Here is a 17,066-nt window from a genome sequence, read left to right on the forward strand (position 1 = left end):
CGAACCCGGGCCGGGCTGCCCCCCCCCCCCCCCGCCGTTCGAGGACTTCCGCTCAGCGCGTCGCCAGCGCCTTCGCCAGGACCGGGGTCACCTGCTCGACCTGCCACGGCCGCGCCCCGTACCCGACGAGGATCTCCGCCACGGCCTCCGCCGTCACCACCCGCGGCGGCTCCCAGCACAGCCTGCGCACCGTGTCCGGCGTGATCAGGTTCTCCTGCGGCATGGACAGCCGCTCCGCGAGCTCGGAGACCGCCGTGCGCGCGGCGGCCAGGCGGGCCGCGGCGGCCGGGTCCTTGTCGGCCCAGGCGCGCGGCGGGGGCGGCCCCGTCAGCGGCTGGCCCGGCTGCGGAAGCTCCGCCTCCGGCAGGGCGCGGGCCCGCTCGACGGCGGCCATCCACTGCTCCAGCTGCTTACGGCTGGTGCGGTGCCCGAAGCCCGGCAGTGCCGCCAGTGCCTGCGTCGTGGCCGGCAGGGCGAGGGCGGCCTCGACGATGGCCGCGTCACCGAGCACCTTGCCCGGGGAGACGTCGCGCCGCTGGGCGATCCGGTCGCGTACGGTCCACAGCTCGCGCACGACGGCCATCTGCCGGCGCCGGCGCACCTTGTGCATGCCGGAGGTGCGGCGCCAGGGGTCCTTGCGGGGCGGGGCGGGCGGCGCCGAGGCGATGGCGTCGAACTCCTGGCGGGCCCACTCCAGCTTGCCCTGGCGCTCGAGCTCCGCCTCCAGCGCGTCGCGCAGGTCGACCAGGAGCTCGACGTCGAGGGCGGCGTAGCGCAGCCACGGCTCGGGCAGCGGGCGGGTGGACCAGTCGACGGCGGAGTGGCCCTTCTCCAGGGCGTAGCCGAGGACGTTCTCGACCATGGCGCCGAGGCCGACGCGGGCGAAGCCGGCGAGCCGGCCGGCGAGCTCGGTGTCGAAGAGCCGGGCCGGCGTCATCCCTATCTCGCGCAGGCACGGCAGGTCCTGGGTGGCGGCGTGCAGCACCCACTCGGCGTCGCCGACGGCCTCGCCGAGGGCGGAGAGGTCGGGGCAGCCGACGGGGTCGATCAGGGCGGTGCCGGCGCCTTCGCGGCGCAGCTGGACGAGGTAGGCGCGCTGGCCGTAGCGGTAGCCGGAGGCGCGTTCGGCGTCGACGGCGACCGGGCCGGTGCCCGCGGCGAAGGCCGCGACCACCCGGTCCAGGGCGTCGGCGTCGGCGACCACCGGGGGGATGCCCTCGCGCGGCTCCAGCAGAGGGATCGGCGCCGGTTCGACGTCGTCCGGGGGGCCGCCCCCGGTGGTTCGCAGTGTCGTGTCTGCTGCGGTCTCTTGGGCGTCGGTCACTGGTCAAGGGTATCTGTGCATGGCAAGCGCCCGTCGCCGGAACGTTCCGGCGACGGGCGCGGCCGTCTCGTGGCGCGCTGTGCGCACCCCCGGTGCCCGCTGTGCGCGGGCCCAGTGGGCCCAGCGGACTCAGCGGACGCAGCGGACTCGTGGACGCAGCGGACTCAGCGGACTCAGCAGGCTCAGTGGATGATGCCGGTGCGCAGGGCGACGGCGACCATGCCGGCCCGGTCGCCGGTGCCGAGCTTGCGGGCGATGCGGGCGAGGTGGCTCTTGACGGTGAGCGCCGACAGGCCCATGGAGACGCCGATGGCCTTGTTGGACTGGCCCTCCGCAACCAGCCGCAACACCTCCACCTCGCGTCCGGAGAGCTCGCGGTAGCCGCCGGGGTGCCCGGGGGCGCCCGGGGGGCGGCGCTGCATCCGCGCGGCGGCGGAGCCGATGGGGGCGGCCCCGGGGCGGCCGGGCACGCCGAGGTTGGTGCGGGTGCCGGTGACGACGTAGCCCTTGACGCCGCCGGCGAGGGCGTTGCGTACGGCGCCGATGTCGTCGGCGGCGGACAGGGCGAGCCCGTTGGGCCAGCCTGCGGCGCGGGTCTCGGAGAGCAGGGTCAGGCCGGAGCCGTCGGGAAGGTGGACGTCGGCGACGCAGATGTCGCGCGGACTGCCGATGCGCGGCCGGGCCTCCGCAATGGACGACGCCTCGATCACGTCGCGCACGCCCAGCGCCCACAGGTGGCGGGTGACCGTGGAGCGGACCCGGGGGTCGGCGACGACGACCATGGCCGTCGGTTTGTTCGGGCGGTAGGCGAGGCTAGCGGGTTGCTCGAGGAGAACGGACACCAGGCCTCCAGGTGGGGGGAGTGGCGGGGACGGGTGCCGACTTGGGGATAAGCCGGGGCGTTCCGTATCGGAAGGGTCACAAGGTGCTTCGGCAACCGAACCGCCCGGCTTTAGGGAATGATCACGAATTGGTGAGTAACAATTCGGGCAATTCAGACGATTGCCCGATCGTGTTCGTCACCCGCATGACCGAAACCCGCCGGTCGCGGGCGCGACCGGCGGGTCGGAAGGGGTGGATGGGGGGCGGCGCTCAGCGGGGGTGCGGCCCCCGGCGCTGCGGCAGCGTCACGATGCCCGCTTCCGGGCCGCCGCCCGGCGGCAGCCCCGCGATCTGGCACAGCAGGTCGCACCACGCCGCCAGATGCGCGCCGGTGTCCGGCACCACCGGCTCCGCGCCCCGCGCCCCGGCCTGGCCGCCCGGCCGCGTGCCGGGCGAGGGAGCCGGCGACCACGAGGCCCGGATCTCGATGCGCGTGGACGGCTCCCGCTCGCGCAGTCCCCCGAAGTAGTGGGAGCCGGCGCGCGTGACGGTGCCGCTGGGCGCCACGTACGGCACCCGGCGCGCCTCCAGGGCGCCGGTGAGCCACGACCAGCACACCTCCGGCAGCAGCGGATCGGCCGCCATCTCCGGTTCCAGCTCCGCGTGCACCAGCGTCACCAGGCGGAAGGTGCCGCCCCACGCCTCGTGCCCGGCGGGATCGTGCAGCAGGATCAGCCGCCCGTCCGCCAGCTCCTCGTCGTCCACGACGACCGCCGCCTCCAGCGCGTACGAATACGGGGCGAGCCGCTGGGGCGGCGGTGTCGCGTCCAGCTCGATCTCGGGCCGCAGGCGTACTGCTTGCAGCCCTGCGACAGCCTGCCGGAAGACGGACGGGGTGCCCTCCCCATCCGCGTCGTCCGGACCGTCCGAGAGGTGTCCCTGCGCCGCAGCCATGCCCGGAAGACTAGGCGGAAGGACCCGCGGTTCCGGGTAGGACACCCACACGGGCGGGTCACTCGTTCGGCCCGTGCGAAGATTTGGGGCATGAGTGAGCGCAGCCACCAGCAGACCGGCCGCACCGCGGCACACGAAGCGGCCCACGACTCGGCCTTCCTGCGGGCGTGCCGGCGTGAGCCGGTGCCGCACACGCCGGTGTGGTTCATGCGCCAGGCCGGCCGCTCGCTCCCGGAGTACCGCAAGGTCCGCGAGGGCGTGCCGATGCTGGAGTCGTGCATGCGCCCGGAGCTGGTCACCGAGATCACTCTGCAGCCGGTCCGCCGGCACGGCGTCGACGCGGCGATCTTCTTCAGCGACATCGTCGTGCCGCTGAAGGCCATCGGCATCGACCTCGACATCAAGCCGGGCGTCGGCCCCGTCGTGGCCGACCCGGTGCGCACCCGCGCCGACCTCGACCGCCTGCGGCCGCTGGAGCCCGGCGACGTGGCGTACGTCACCGAGGCCATCGGCATGCTCACCGCCGAGCTCGGCGCCACCCCCCTCATCGGCTTCGCCGGCGCGCCGTTCACCCTCGCCAGCTACCTCATCGAGGGCGGCCCGTCGCGGACGTACGAGCGCACCAAGGCCATGATGTACGGCGACCCGCAGCTGTGGGCCGACCTCGTCGGGCGCCTGTCGGCCATCACCTCGGCGTTCCTGCGCGTGCAGATCGAGGCCGGCGCGAGCGCCGTCCAGCTCTTCGACTCCTGGGCCGGCGCCCTGGCCCCCGCCGACTACCGCCGCTACGTGATGCCCGCCTCCTCCGAGGTCTTCGCCTCCGTCGCCGGCTACGGCGTCCCGCGCATCCACTTCGGCGTGGGCACCGGCGAACTGCTCGCCCTCATGGGCGAGGCCGGCGCGGACGTCGTGGGCGTCGACTGGCGCGTCCCCCTGGACGAGGCCGCCCGCCGCATCGGCCCCGGCAAGGCCCTGCAGGGCAACCTGGACCCGACCGTGCTCTTCGCCCCGCGCGAGGCGGTGGAGACCAAGACGGACGAGGTGCTGGCCGCGGCCCGCGACCTGGAGGGCCACGTCTTCAACCTGGGCCACGGCGTCATGCCGTCCACGGACCCGGACGCCCTGACCCACCTCGTCGAGTACGTCCACGAGCGCACGGCGCGGTAGCCCTGCGGCGGCTCTACGGCGCCCCACCGACGGCCCGCAGTCGACAGTCGATGTGGCACCCCGCCTGCGGGCGCGTCGTGGCTTGTCGCGCCCACGCGGCGGCAGCCGCAGATCGACACGGCCCCGCGCCCCTTACGGGGCGCTGGTCACCCCGCCGCCACCGCCGCCGCGGCCTTGCGTGCCGCTACCAGGACCGGGTCCCACACCGGGGAGAACGGCGGTGCGTAGCCCAGGTCCAGGGCCGTCATGCGCTCCACCGTCATGCCCGCCGTCAGCGCCACCGCCGCCACGTCCACGCGCTTGGCCGCGCCCTCGCGGCCCACGATCTGGACGCCCAGCAGCCGTCCCGTCCGCCGTTCGGCGAGCATCTTGACCGTCATCGGCGCGGCGCCGGGGTAGTAGCCGGCCCGGCTCGTCGACTCGACGGTCACCGCGTGGAACGCCAGGCCCGCGGCGCTCGCCTGGGCCTCCAGCAGGCCCGTGCGGGCGATCTCCAGGTCGCAGACCTTGCTGACGGCGGTGCCCACCACGCCCGGGAAGGTGGCGTAGCCGCCACCGATGTTGGTGCCGATGACCTGTCCGTGCTTGTTGGCGTGCGTGCCCAGCGCGATGTGCCGCATGCGCCCGGAGACCAGGTCGAGGACCTCGGCGCAGTCGCCGCCGGCCCAGACGTTCTCGTGTCCGCGCACCCGCATCGCGAGGTCCGTCAGCAGTCCGCCGTACTCCCCCAGCGGCAGTCCGGCCGCGTCCGCCAGGGTCGTCTCGGGGCGGACGCCGAGGCCGAGGACGACGACGTCGGCCGGGTACTCACCGGCGGCCGTGGCCACGGCCGCGACCCGTCCGCCGGGGCCGGTGCGCACGCCGGTGACGGCCGTGCCGGTCACCACGTCGATGCCCATGCCGCACATCGCCTTGCGCACGAGCGCGCCCATGTCGGGGTCGAGGGTGGACATGGGCTGGGACGCCTTCTCGACGACCGTGACCGCGTAGCCGCGGCGCAGCAGGGCCTCCGCCATCTCCACGCCGATGTAGCCGGCGCCGATGACGACCGCCCGGCCCCCGTCCGGCCCGTCGAGCCCGGCGAGGAGCGCCTGCCCGTCGTCGAGGGTCTGCACCCCGTGCACCCCGGGCGCGTCGATGCCCTCCAGCGCAGGGCGCAGCGGCCGCGCGCCGGTGGCCAGGACCAGGTCGTCGTAGCCGTGCCAGGACTCCTGACCGGAGGTCAGGTCGCGGACGCGTACGCGCTGTCCGGGCAGGTCGAGCTCGGTCACCTCGGTGCGCATGCGCAGGTCGATGCCGCGCCGGCGGTGTTCCTCGGGGGTGCGGGCGACCAGGGCGCCGGGCCCGTCGACGAGCCCGCCCGTCCAGTACGGGATGCCGCAGGCGGAGTACGAGGAGAAGCGGCCGCGCTCGAACGCCGTGATGGCCAGCTGCCCGGGGTCCTTGAGCCGGCGGGCCGCCGACGCGGCGGACATGCCCGCCGCGTCGCCGCCCACGACCACCATCCGCCGCTGCGTCATCGCCGCTCCCCTCGTCCTTCGGTGATCATCACGTTACGGGCCGGGCGCCGGCCGGAGGAAGACCGTTTCGGCGGCGCCGCCGAGCCGTACGTCGAAGCGGAACCGGTCCGCGGCCTCGCGCACGGCCAGCAGCGTGGCCCGCCGCCCGGCCGGCAGGCCGGCCAGCAGCGCGTCGCCGTCCGGTACGCCGAAGTAGGCCCGGGTGAACAGGTGCCCCGGCATCCCGCGGGCGAACAGGCACACCGCCGCGTACGGCCGGTCCCCGGGCAGCGCGGTGCGCGCCTCGTAGTGGCCGTCGGGGCCGGTGGCCGCCCGGACCAGGCCGGGCCCGGTCTGCCAGAACTCCAGCAGCGCGTCGGGCACGGGCGCGCCGTCGGCGTCGTACACGTGCCCGTGCACGACGAGCGCGCCCGGGCGGGCGGGCAGGGCCAGGCCGAGCGTGAAGAACGGGCCGACGGTCTGGCCCGGGGTGACCGGCAGCGACATGTCAGCGCTCCCCCTCGCGCCAGGTGGCGTACGGCCCGTCGAGGACGACGTCCCAGCGGAAGGCGCACCCCTCGGCCGGGTCGGGCACGGCCAGCAGGCGCCGGCGCGCGGCCGGGTCGGGCACGGCGGCGAGGATCGCGTCCTGGCCGAGCAGCGGGTCGCCGGCGAAGTACATCTGGGTGACCAGGCGTTGGGTGAAGTCCGTGCCGAAGAGGGAGAAGTGCACGTGGGCCGGGCGCCACCAGTCGCCGGGCCCGGGCACCGGGTAGGGGCCGGGGCGGACGGTGGTGAAGCGGTAGCGGCCCTCGGCGTCGGTCAGGCAGCGGCCGGCGCCGGTGAAGTGGGGGTCGAGCGGCGCGGGGTTGCGGTCGGCGGGGTGGGCGTAGCGGCCGGCGGCGTTGGCCTGCCACACCTCGACGAGCTGCCCGCGCACGGGCCGGCCGCGGCGGTCGGTGACGCGGCCGTGGAGGGTGATGCGCTGCCCCAGCGGCTCGCCGGTGTGCTGCCGCGTCAGGTCGTCGTCGTACGGCCCGAGGTCGGCGCTGCCGAAGACGGGCCCGCCGAGCTCGACCGCGTCGGGGTCGAGCGGGAGCGGCACGGGCGCGTGGCGCGGCCGGCGTGCGGCCAGCCCCGTGTAGGGCGGCACCGTCCCGCCCGGCGGGCGGGACGGTCTGTGGTCCGGGGACGTACCGGGCGCTGTCATGCGGCTGGCCTACCCCGCGCCGCGGCGCGCCTCCCGTTCGATTTCCGCCGTTCCGGGACCGGGCGCCGCTCAGCGCTCCAGGACCAGCGCCTGTCCCTGACCCACCCCGATGCACAGGGCCGCCAGGCCGGTGCCGGTGCCGGCGGCGGCGAGGCGGTGGGCGAGGGTGCCGGTGAGGCGGGCGCCGGAGCAGCCGAGGGGGTGGCCGATGGCGATGGCGCCGCCGTACGGGTTGACCAGGCGGGGGTCGAGTTCCGGCCACTCGGCGAGGCAGCCGAGCGCCTGGGCGGCGAAGGCCTCGTTGAGTTCGACGTCCGTCAGGTCGGCGAAGCCGCGGCCGGCCTTGCCCAGGGCCCGGCGTACGGCCTCGACGGGCCCGAGGCCGTACAGGTCGGGCTCGATGCCGGTGACGGCGGTGGCGCGGATGCGGGCGAGCGGTTCGCGGCCGGTGGTGCGCAGGCCTTCCTCGTCGCACAGCAGCAGGGCGGCGGCGCCGTCGTTGAGGGGCGAGGAGTTGCCGGCGGTGACGGTGCCGCCGTCCTTGCGGAAGGCGGGCCTGAGGGCGGCGAGCGCCTCGGGCGAGGTGGTGTCGCGGATGGATTCGTCGCGGGTGGCGGTCACGTCCGGCAGGGGGACGACCTCGGCGTCGAAGGCGCCGTCCTGCCAGGCCCGGGCGGCCTTGCGGTGGCTGGCCAGGGCGAAGGCGTCCTGCTCCGCGCGCGTGATGCCGTACTTGTCGGCGACGAGTTCGGCGCCCTCGCCGAGGGAGACCGTCCAGCGCGGCGGCATGGCCGGATTGGTCATGCGCCAGCCGAGCGTGGTCGAGTACAGGTCCTGGTGGCCGGCGGGAAAGCCGCGCTCGGGCTTGGGCAGCACCCAGGGGGCGCGGCTCATCGACTCGACGCCGCCGGCGATCATCACGGAGGCGTCGCCGAGGGCGATGGCCCGGTACGCCTGGACGACGGCTTCCGTGCCGGAGGCGCACAGCCGGTTGACGGTGGCGCCGGGCACGGAGACGGGCAGGCCGGCCAGCAGCACGGCCATGCGGGCGACGTTGCGGTTCTCCTCCCCCGCGCCGTTGGCGTTGCCGAGGACCACGTCGTCGACGCGCGCCGGGTCCAGCTGCGGGGCCCGCCCGACCAGGGCGCGCACGACGTGCGCGGCGAGGTCGTCGGGGCGCACGCCGGCGAGGGCACCACCGTACTTGCCGACCGGGGTGCGGACGGCGTCGACGATGTACACATCCCGGATGCGGTCGTTCATCTGAATCCTCCGAAGAAACCCCGGCCTTCCGGCCGAGAGGAAAAGGACCATTGCAGCGCACAACGGGGACAGTCGATTCGCTGCGTGGCCGCAAGGTGGCGTAGTACTTTGTGATCGTGCCCACGCATGTGAAGCGGGCGTTCAAGTACCGCTTCCATCCGACCAGTGCGCAGGCAGCCGAGCTGTCGCGCACGTTCGGATGTGTGCGGAAGGTCTACAACATGGCACTCGCCGCCCGAGCGGAGGCGTGGACGCTGCGGCAGGAGCATGTCGGCTACAACGCGACGTCGGCGATGCTGACGGCGTGGAAGAAGACGCAGGAGTTGGCCTACCTCAACGAGGTGTCGTCGGTCCCGCTTCAACAGTGCCTGCGGCACTTGCAGGCGGCTTTCACCGGCTTCTTCGCCGGGCGTGCGCGGTACCCGCGCTTCAAGAGCAGAAAGAAGTCGCGGAAGTCGGCCGAGTACACGAGCTCGGCGTTCCGGTTCCGGGACGGGAAGCTGACTCTGGCGAAGATGAGCGATCCGTTGGACATCGTGTGGTCCCGTCCGCTCCCGCAGGGAGCGAAGCCCTCGACGGTGACCGTCTCCCAGGACAGCGCGGGACGCTGGTTCGTGTCCCTTCTGGTCGAAGACCCGTCCGTGAAGCCCCTGGCTGCCAACGACACAGCGGTCGGCGTGGACGCCGGGCTGGACCACCTGCTGACACTCTCGACCGGGGAGAAGATCGCCAATCCCCGGCACGAGCGCCGCGACCGTGCCCGGCTGGCGAAGGCCCAGCGCGAGCTGTCCCGCAAGGCCAGGGGCAACGGAGCCAATCGGGCCAAGGCCCGCCGGAAGGTGGCCCGCATCCACAGCCGCATCTGCGACCGGCGGCGCGACCACTTGCACAAGATCACCACTCGGCTCGTTCGTGAGAACCAAACGATCGTGATCGAGGACTTGTCTGTCCGGAACATGCTGAAGAACGCCAAGCTCGCCCGTGCCATCAGCGACGCAGGGTGGGGCGAGTTCCGGAGTCTGCTGGAGTACAAGGCCCAGTGGTACGGCCGCGAGGTGATCGCGGTGGACCGCTGGTTTCCCAGCTCGAAGCTGTGCTCCGTCTGCGGAGCGCTCGCAGAGAGAATGCCGCTGCACGTCCGCACTTGGACCTGTCATGGCTGTGGCGCAGTCCACGACCGGGACGTAAACGCCGCACGCACCATCAAGGCCGCCGGGCTGGCGGTGTCGGCCTGTGGAGCCGGTATAAGACCTCAACGGGAGTCCTCCCGGACGGGGCGGCTGGCGACGAAGCAGGAATCCCCACGGCGCGAGCCGTAGGAATCCCCCTCTATCAGAGGGAGCAGAAGCCAAGGGTTCTCCGTAAACGGTCGGGGCGGGTGGGACGACTCGTGCGCGCGAGTCTTCGCGGGGCGCACAGTGCTGTCAATGGGGTGCCGGCGGCCGCCGACCGGGGGTTTGAGACAGTGGGCACATGAGCGCAGCGCACATCCCTTCGCGGCACGTGGTGGTCATCGGTGGCGGGATCTCCGGCCTGGCGGCGGCCCACCGGCTGCTCGAGGGGGGGGTGCGCGTGACCGTCCTGGAGGCCTCGGGGCGGGTCGGCGGCAAGCTGCTGGCCGGGGACGTCGCGGGCATGCCCGTGGACCTGGGGGCCGAGTCGGTGCTGGCGCGCCGCCCGGAGGCGGTGGACCTGGCCCGCGCCGTGGGTCTGGGCGACGCCCTGCGGCAGCCGTCGGCCACCGCGGCGATCTGGAGCCGCGGCGTGCTGCGGCCGCTGCCGACGGGGCACATGATGGGCGTGCCCGGCGACCTCGGCGCGCTGGCCGCCTCGGGCGTGCTCTCCGCCGAGGGCCTGGCGCGCGTCGCGCGCGACGAGGAGCTGCCGCCCGCCGAGCTCGGCGAGGACGTGGCGATCGGCGCGTACGTGGCGGAGCGCATGGGCCGCGAGGTCGTGGACCGGCTGGTCGAACCGCTGCTGGGCGGTGTGTACGCCGGTGACGCGTACCGCATCTCGCTGCGCAGCGCCGTCCCCCAGCTCTTCGAGGCCGCCAAGGCGCACGGCTCGCTCACGGCCGCCGTCCGTGCCCTGCAGGCGAGGGCTGCTGCCGCGCCCGCCCCGGGCGGGCCGGTGTTCGTGGGCGTCGAGGGCGGCGTCGGCCGGCTGCCGCTGGCCGTCGCGGACGCCGTGCGGGCGCGGGGTGGTGAGATCTCCCTCAACACCTCCGTGCACGATCTCCGGTGGACCGGCGAGGTGTGGGAGGTCCACTCCTCCGACTGGACCATGGAGGCCGACGCGGTCGTGCTGGCCGCGCCCGCGCCGGAGGCCGCGCGGATCCTGCGCGCCGCGGCCCCGGCCGCCTCCGCCGACCTCGCCGGTGTCGAGTACGCCTCGATGGCGCTGGTCACCATGGCCTTCCGCCGCTCGGACGTGGAGGGGTTGCTGCAGGGCAGCGGGTTCCTGGTGCCGCCGGTCGACGGCCGCACGATCAAGGCGTCCACGTTCTCCAGCAACAAGTGGCGCTGGAACGCCGACGCCGACCCGGACCTCTTCGTCCTGCGCACCTCGGTCGGGCGGTACGGCGACGAGGAGGACCTCGAGCGCGAGGATTCCGAGCTGGTGTCGATGTCGCTCAAGGATCTCGACGACGCCGTCGGCCTGACGGCCGCCCCGGTGGAGACGCGGGTGACCCGGTGGCACGGCGGTCTTCCGCAGTACCCGGTCGGCCACCCGCAGCGCGTGGCGCGCATCCGCGAGCACGTCGGCCGCCTGCCCGGCCTGGCCGTGTGCGGCGCGGTGTACGACGGCGTGGGCATCCCCGCCTGCATCTCCAGCGCCCACCGCGCCGCGGACGGGCTTCTGGCGACCCTGGCCGAGGGCGCGCGGGACGAGGGGGGACAATAGGAGCCATGACTGACGCGCAGAAGATCCCGAACGCCGGCAAGAAGGCCAAGGACCTCAACGAGGTCATCCGCTACACCCTCTGGTCGGTGTTCAAGCTGCGCGACGTGCTGCCGCAGGACCGCGCCGGCTGGGCCGACGAGGTCGAGGAGCTCTTCGCCCAGCTCGCCGAGAAGGACGTCACGGTGCGCGGCACCTACGACCTGTCGGGCCTGCGGGCCGACGCCGACGTGATGATCTGGTGGCACTCGGAGACCTCCGACGCCCTCCAGGACGCCTACAACCGCTTCCGCCGCACGCGGCTGGGCCGGGCGCTGGAGCCGGTGTGGTCGAACATGGCCCTGCACCGTCCGGCGGAGTTCAACAAGTCGCACATCCCGGCGTTCCTCGCCGACGAGATCCCGCGCGACTACGTCAGCGTCTACCCGTTCGTGCGCTCGTACGACTGGTACCTGCTGCCCGACGAGGACCGCCGTCGCATGCTGGCCGACCACGGCAAGATGGCCCGCGGCTACCCCGACGTCCGCGCGAACACGGTCGCCTCGTTCTCCCTGGGCGACTACGAGTGGATCCTGGCCTTCGAGGCGAACGACCTGTACCGCATCGTCGACCTGATGCGCCACCTGCGCGCCTCCGAGGCCCGCATGCACGTGCGCGAGGAGGTCCCCTTCTACACCGGCCGCCGCAAGGCCGTGGCCGACCTGATCGCCGGCCTGGCCTGACGCCTGTCCGTCGACTTGTGCAGCGCCCCGTCAGGGGCGCGGGGAACTGCCCGAGCGGCCACCGCCGGCCCGCAGCCGACGCACCACCCCGGCGCCCGGGCAACCGCACGGCACTCCGTCTGCGGGCGCGTCGTGGCTTGTCGCGCAGTTCCCCGCGCCCCTACGCGGCGCCGTGGTCACGCCGGGTGCGGCTCCGGCCGTCCGGCGCAGGTGACGTCGTGGGTGGGCACTTCGCCGGTGAGCAGGTAGCGCTCCAGGTGCCGGTTGACGCAGGTGTTGGGACCGCCGCCGATGCCGTGCGTCCCGGCGCCGCGCTCGGTCACCAGCGCCGAGCCCGCCAGTCGCTTGTGCAGCTCCAGCGCTCCCTTGTACGGGGTCGCCGCGTCCCGGTCGGCTGCCAGCAGCAGGGTCGGGGGCAGGCCCGAACCGCGCGGCATGCGGATGTCGAGGGGGCGCTGCCGCGGTGCCTGCCAGAACGCGCAGGGCAGGTTCAGGAAGGCATTGCTCCACGTCTCGAACGGCGCGCGGGCCGCGACGCGCGTGTTGTCGCGGTTCCAGCGCTCCCACGCGTGCGGCCACGGCGCGTCGTTGCACTCGACGGTGGTGTAGACGGCGTTCTCGTTGTCCGCCGAGTGGCCCGCGGCCCCGCCGGCCAGGGCGAGCAGGGGCCGTTCGTCGCCGTCCAGGTAGGCGGCGAGCGCGTCGGCGTCGCGCGCCCAGTAGCTGTCGGAGTAGCCGGCCTTGAGGAAGACGGCCTGCAGCTGGGCGGGGCCGACGATGCCGCCGGCGGGGTGCTCGGCGAGGTCGTCGGCGGCGTCCTCGTAGGAGTCGAGCACCTCCTCGGCCGTGCGGCCGAGCCGGTAGACGGAGTCGTGGCGGGCGGCCCAGCGGCGCCAGTCGCCGAAGCGCCGTTCGAAGGCGAGGGACTGGTCGAGGTTGTTGCCGTACCAGATCTTGCGGGGGTCGGGGTTGACGACGCTGTCGAAGACCATGCGGCGCACGTGCTTGGGGAACATCGCGGCGTACAGGGCGCCGAAGTAGGTGCCGTAGGAGGCCCCGACGTAGGTGAGCTTCTTCTGACCGAGCGCGGCGCGCAGCACGTCGAGGTCGCGGGCGTTGTTGAGGCTGTTGAAGTGCTGCAGGGCGGAGCCGTTGCGCCGGGCGCAGGCGCCGGCGTAGGCGCGGGCCTTGGCGATCTGGCGCTTCTTGTACTCCTCGCTGGGGTGCTCCGGGGCCTGCAGGCTGCCGCCGGAGCGGGAGGAGCCGAGGCAGGTCAGCGGGGCGGAGCGGCCGACGCCGCGCGGCGCGTAGCCGACGAGGTCGTAGGCGTCGGCGACGGCGCGCCACTGGGGCAGGCGGGCGAGCAGCGGGTAGAACATGCCGTTGCCGCCCGGGCCGCCGGGGTTGAAGACGACGGCGCCCTGCCGGGGGGCTCCCCCGCCCAGGGCGCGGGTGCGGCTGACGGTGAGGTTGATCTGCTTGCCGTCGGGGTGGGCGTAGTCCAGCGGAACGGTGACGGTGCCGCACTCGATGGGGGCGGGCAGGCCCTCGACGGCGGGGCAGTCGTCGAAGTCGATGCCCCGGTCCGCGGCCCGCTTGGCGGCGAGGGCGACGCCGCGGGCCTCGGCGGTGTCGAGACCGTGCGCCGGGGCGGAGGGGACGCCGGTGAGCCCGGTGAGGAGGAGGGATCCGAGGGTTCCGTACAGGACTGCTGCTCTCACGGGGCACTATCCCTTCATATGAAATACGACAAAAGGGATAGTCGAATCGCCAGTTGGCGAAGTAAAGCACCGCGCTGCGATGTCGGCCCGGATGCGCCCGAAGGGACGGGCGCATCCGGCCGGACGCGCCACGCGCCCGCGCCCGACCCCCTCTCCGGCGCCCGCCGCCCAGGACCTGTCCGGCGGATTTTCCTCGCGGGGCACCATGGCGCCCCATAGGGGCGCTGCATGATCAGCCCGTCTGCTGGACCCGCGCCCAGGCGCCGAAGGCCGCGCCGTCCTCGCCCTGCCGGTGGGTGAGGCACAGGCCGCCGTCGGGGGCGATCGCCGCGAGGGTCAGGCGGCCGGCACCGTCGTGGGCGAGGGCCGGGGCGCCGACGCAGTCGGCCCCGGTGTCGGTCCACGAGACGTCGCCCGGCTCGCTGCCGGGCCGGTAGGCGGCCACCTGCACGCGGCCGGAGTCGGCCCGCTGGGCCAGGACGCCCCCGAGGGCCGCCACCGGGCCGCTGCCGCCGCCCAGGGAGGGCAGGGCGCGGACGTCGTCGCCGATGCGGACGTGCAGGACGCCGTCGCCCTCGGTGCGCCAGAAGTGGGCGATGCGGCCCTCGCCCACGGGGGCGGAGGAGAAGGAGCCGGGCACCGCCTTCACGGCGGTGTTCGCGGTGCGCTGCGGCTGGGTGCCGGGCTCCTCCTGGCGCCAGCGCAGGACGTGGTCGGGCCCGGGCACGGCCAGCTCGATGCGCCCGTCGTCGGTGACGGCGGCGGAGCCGGAGTCGGCGACGCGGCTGCCGGCGAGGTCCAGCCAGGGGCCCCAGATGCCGCGGGCGTCCTGGCGGCGGCCGCTCACCCCGCCGCCGGCGTTGCGGAAGTACAGGTGCAGGCCGGTGGTGTCGGCGGCGGCGACGGGGAAGCCGATCCGCCCGGCCTTGTCCCAGTCGCGGCCGTACGGGGTGCCGATGGTGCGCCAGTTCGTCATGGCGCGGCCCGGCTGGAACTGCGTGGAGTACACCACATCCGTCTCGGTGCGGCCGTCCTCGTGCGTACGGCGGCGCAGGCCGGCGACGTAGACGTAGCCCTCGGCGGTCCGGGCTATGGACAGGTACGGCTCCAGGCCCGGCACCTCCAGATGCTGGGGGCCGGTCCACTCGGGGCCGCCGGGCCGGTTCTGGGTCCAGCGCAGGAGCCCGCCGGAGGCCGGGGCGTAGGCCGTCAGGCGGCCGTCCCCGCCCCGCAGCAACCAGCCGGTGGTGATGGCCGTGCGCACTGCCATGACTCGCTGACCAGCCTTCCTCGGGACCGTGATGCCCTCATCGTCGCGATGTTGCCGAACCCTGACGATAACACTGTCCTGAGCTGGGGTTTTGGGGCCGGCGAGGGCCATGGAAGGCTGATGTGCATGCGTGCTCTTCTCATCGTGGATGCGGCAAATGTCGTGGGTTCGGTGCCCGACGGCTGGTGGCGCGACCGGCGTGGGGCGACCGAGCGGCTGCGGGAGCGCCTGGTGGCGTACGCCGCGGCGGGGCTGCCCGGGCCGGTCGCCGATCCGCCGCTGCCGGGCCCGCTGGAGGTGGTGCTCGTGGTGGAGGGCGCGGCCCGGGGCGTGGCGTCCGTGCCCGGGGTACGGGTGGTGGCGGCGGACGGCAGCGGGGACGACCGCATCGTGGCGCTGGTGGCGCAGCGGGAGCCGGGGCGGCGCTGCGCGGTGGTCACGGCGGACCGTGAGCTGCGCGAACGGGTGCGGGCGCGGGGCGCGCAGGTGCTCGGCCCGCGCGCGGTGCGGCCGGCGTAGGGCCGTACCGCGCGCGGGGAGAGGTCTTCAGAGCGTGGGCGCCGTCGGGCTCTCGCCCTGGCCCAGCCGGCTGCGGCGCCGGCCGTGGGCGAAGTACACGGCGACGCCGAGGGCCATCCAGACGGCGAACCGCAGCCAGGTCTCGGCGGGCAGGTTGAGCATGAGCCACAGCGAACCCAGGACGGAGAGCACGGGGACGGCGGGCACGAACGGGGTGCGGAAGGCCCGCGGCAGGTCGGGACGGGTGCGGCGCAGGATGATCACGCCGAGGGCGACGACGACGAAGGCGAAGAGGGTGCCGATGTTGACGAGCTCGGCCAGGACGTCGATCGAGGTGAAGCCGGCCACGACGGCGACGACGACGCCGAGCAGGACGGTCGAGCGGTACGGCGTGCCGTAGCGGGGGTGGACGGTGGAGAAGAAGCGGGGCAGCAGCCCGTCGCGGCTCATGGCGAAGAACACCCGGCTCTGCCCGAGCAGCAGGATCATGCACACGGAGGTCAGGCCGACGGCCGCGCCGAAGCTGATCAGCCCGGCCCAGAAGGGGGCGCCGGCGGCCTTGAAGGCGTCGGCGAGCGGGGCGTCGGTGGACAGCTCGCTGTACTTCTGCATGCCGGTGACGACGATGGAGACGGCCACGTAGAGCACGGTGCAGATGGCGAGCGAGCCGAGGATGCCGCGGGGCACGTCGCGCTGGGGGTTGCGGGTCTCCTCGGCGGCGGTGGCGACGATGTCGAAGCCGATGAAGGCGAAGAAGACGACGGCCGCCGCGGCGAAGATGCCCATGACGCCGAAGTCGGACGGGGTGAAGCCGAAGATCAGCTCGATCAGGGGGGCGGCGAGCCCGTTGCCGCCGACGGCGGGCTTCGAGGGCGGCACGAACGGGTGGTAGTTGGCCCCGCTGATGAAGAAGGAGCCGGCGATGATGACGATGAGCACCACGGTGACCTTGACGCCGACGACCACGGCGGTCACGCGCGAGGAGAGCTTCATGCCGGCGACGAGGATGCCGGTCAGGACCAGGACGAGCACGCAGGCCAGCACGTCGAAGCCGAAGCCGCCGCCGTGCGAGCCGGTCAGGGCCCGGGGCAGGTGCCAGCCGGCGTTGTCCAGCAGCGAGCGGATGTAGCTGGACCAGCCGACGGCGACCACGGCGCAGCCCAGCGCCAGCTCCAGGATGAGGTCCCAGCCGATGATCCAGGCGGGCAGCTCGCCCAGCGAGGCGTACGAGAAGGTGTACGCCGAGCCGGCGACCGGCACGGTGGAGGCGAACTCGGCGTAGCACAGGGCGGCCAGCGCGCAGGCCACGCCGGCGACGACGAAGGCCAGGGCGACGGAGGGGCCGGCGTTCTCCTTGGCGACCTTCCCGGTGAGGACGAAGATGCCGGTGCCGATGACGACACCGACGCCGAAGACGGTGAGGTCGAAGGCCGAGAGGTCCCGGCGCAGGGTGTGTTCGGGCTCCTCGGTGTCCTGGATGGACTGTTCCACCGTCTTCGTACGGAACAGGCCGCTGCGGCCCCACCCGCCGCGGCCCGCCCGCGCGCCCGTCGGACCGTGCTGTGCGCTCATCGGCTCACCTCCACCTGGTCGGCATCGCTCGTCCACCCGCAACTGGGCGAGTGTCCGCGATGATCCGGGCCCGGAAGGGGTGAGCACGGCCACGCCGCCGCGGATTCACCCGATGGAGGGCA

Annotated in this window: 15 protein-coding genes; 5 read left to right on the top strand and 10 right to left on the bottom strand. The window is 74.1% G+C overall.

Going from position 1 to position 17,066, the window contains the following annotated elements; translation table 11 throughout:
• Positions 1–52: 52 nt before the first annotated feature.
• The 3 genes from ABD361_RS05920 to ABD361_RS05930 form a co-directional block, all read right to left on the bottom strand.
• Positions 53–1,324 carry an HRDC domain-containing protein gene (locus tag ABD361_RS05920; RefSeq protein ID WP_344433681.1) on the bottom strand — a complete coding sequence of 424 codons (1,272 nt, stop codon included), beginning with the start codon at positions 1,322–1,324 and terminating at the stop codon, positions 53–55.
• Positions 1,325–1,506: 182 nt separating this feature from the next.
• A complete protein-coding gene (locus ABD361_RS05925) occupies positions 1,507–2,166 on the bottom strand; it encodes a response regulator transcription factor (protein ID WP_071963467.1) in 660 nt (219 codons plus the stop codon).
• Between the two features lie 250 nt (positions 2,167–2,416).
• On the bottom strand, positions 2,417–3,100 hold the full coding sequence (locus ABD361_RS05930; protein WP_344433683.1) for a DUF3000 domain-containing protein: 684 nt from the start codon (positions 3,098–3,100) through the stop codon (positions 2,417–2,419).
• A 90-nt stretch (positions 3,101–3,190) separates the two neighbouring features.
• On the opposite strand from ABD361_RS05930, the gene hemE reads away from it, so the two are divergent.
• Positions 3,191–4,267, top strand: coding sequence for a uroporphyrinogen decarboxylase (gene hemE, locus ABD361_RS05935; protein ID WP_344433684.1), 1,077 nt, complete (start codon positions 3,191–3,193; stop codon positions 4,265–4,267).
• Between the two features lie 146 nt (positions 4,268–4,413).
• Here the strand turns inward: hemE and ABD361_RS05940 are convergent, their stop codons facing one another.
• From ABD361_RS05940 to ABD361_RS05955, 4 genes are all read right to left on the bottom strand, one after another.
• Positions 4,414–5,787 carry an FAD-dependent oxidoreductase gene (locus ABD361_RS05940; protein WP_344433685.1) on the bottom strand — a complete coding sequence of 458 codons (1,374 nt, stop codon included), beginning with the start codon at positions 5,785–5,787 and terminating at the stop codon, positions 4,414–4,416.
• 33 nt (positions 5,788–5,820) lie between these two features.
• A complete protein-coding gene (locus tag ABD361_RS05945) occupies positions 5,821–6,273 on the bottom strand; it encodes a peptidase associated/transthyretin-like domain-containing protein (RefSeq protein WP_344433686.1) in 453 nt (150 codons plus the stop codon).
• A 1-nt stretch (position 6,274) separates the two neighbouring features.
• Positions 6,275–6,976 (bottom strand): dioxygenase family protein, encoded by a 702-nt coding sequence (locus ABD361_RS05950; protein ID WP_344433687.1) that lies wholly within the window; start codon positions 6,974–6,976, stop codon positions 6,275–6,277.
• Positions 6,977–7,045: 69 nt separating this feature from the next.
• Positions 7,046–8,239: a thiolase family protein gene (locus tag ABD361_RS05955; protein ID WP_344433689.1), complete on the bottom strand. Its 1,194-nt coding sequence runs from the start codon at positions 8,237–8,239 to the stop codon at positions 7,046–7,048.
• 113 nt (positions 8,240–8,352) lie between these two features.
• On the opposite strand from ABD361_RS05955, the gene ABD361_RS05960 reads away from it, so the two are divergent.
• The 3 genes from ABD361_RS05960 to hemQ all read left to right on the top strand — a co-directional run bounded on the left by ABD361_RS05960 (position 8,353) and on the right by hemQ (position 11,862).
• Positions 8,353–9,558: an RNA-guided endonuclease InsQ/TnpB family protein gene (locus ABD361_RS05960; protein ID WP_344433967.1), complete on the top strand. Its 1,206-nt coding sequence runs from the start codon at positions 8,353–8,355 to the stop codon at positions 9,556–9,558.
• Between the two features lie 154 nt (positions 9,559–9,712).
• On the top strand, positions 9,713–11,143 hold the full coding sequence (gene hemG, locus ABD361_RS05965; protein ID WP_344433690.1) for a protoporphyrinogen oxidase: 1,431 nt from the start codon (positions 9,713–9,715) through the stop codon (positions 11,141–11,143).
• A 5-nt stretch (positions 11,144–11,148) separates the two neighbouring features.
• Positions 11,149–11,862 (top strand): hydrogen peroxide-dependent heme synthase, encoded by a 714-nt coding sequence (gene hemQ / locus ABD361_RS05970; RefSeq protein WP_344433691.1) that lies wholly within the window; start codon positions 11,149–11,151, stop codon positions 11,860–11,862.
• A 176-nt stretch (positions 11,863–12,038) separates the two neighbouring features.
• Here the strand turns inward: hemQ and ABD361_RS05975 are convergent, their stop codons facing one another.
• Positions 12,039–13,583 (bottom strand): alpha/beta hydrolase, encoded by a 1,545-nt coding sequence (locus ABD361_RS05975; protein ID WP_344433692.1) that lies wholly within the window; start codon positions 13,581–13,583, stop codon positions 12,039–12,041.
• 232 nt (positions 13,584–13,815) lie between these two features.
• On the bottom strand, positions 13,816–14,853 hold the full coding sequence (locus ABD361_RS05980; RefSeq protein ID WP_344433693.1) for a PLL family lectin: 1,038 nt from the start codon (positions 14,851–14,853) through the stop codon (positions 13,816–13,818).
• Between the two features lie 126 nt (positions 14,854–14,979).
• Here ABD361_RS05980 and ABD361_RS05985 point away from each other — a divergent pair, with 126 nt between their 5' ends.
• On the top strand, positions 14,980–15,372 hold the full coding sequence (locus tag ABD361_RS05985; protein WP_344433695.1) for a PIN domain-containing protein: 393 nt from the start codon (positions 14,980–14,982) through the stop codon (positions 15,370–15,372).
• 27 nt (positions 15,373–15,399) lie between these two features.
• Here the strand turns inward: ABD361_RS05985 and ABD361_RS05990 are convergent, their stop codons facing one another.
• Positions 15,400–16,944, bottom strand: coding sequence for an amino acid permease (locus ABD361_RS05990; RefSeq protein ID WP_344433696.1), 1,545 nt, complete (start codon positions 16,942–16,944; stop codon positions 15,400–15,402).
• Positions 16,945–17,066 lie beyond the last annotated feature (122 nt).

The organism is Streptomyces luteosporeus (genome assembly GCF_039532865.1).
GTDB lineage: Bacteria > Actinomycetota > Actinomycetes > Streptomycetales > Streptomycetaceae > Streptomyces > Streptomyces luteosporeus.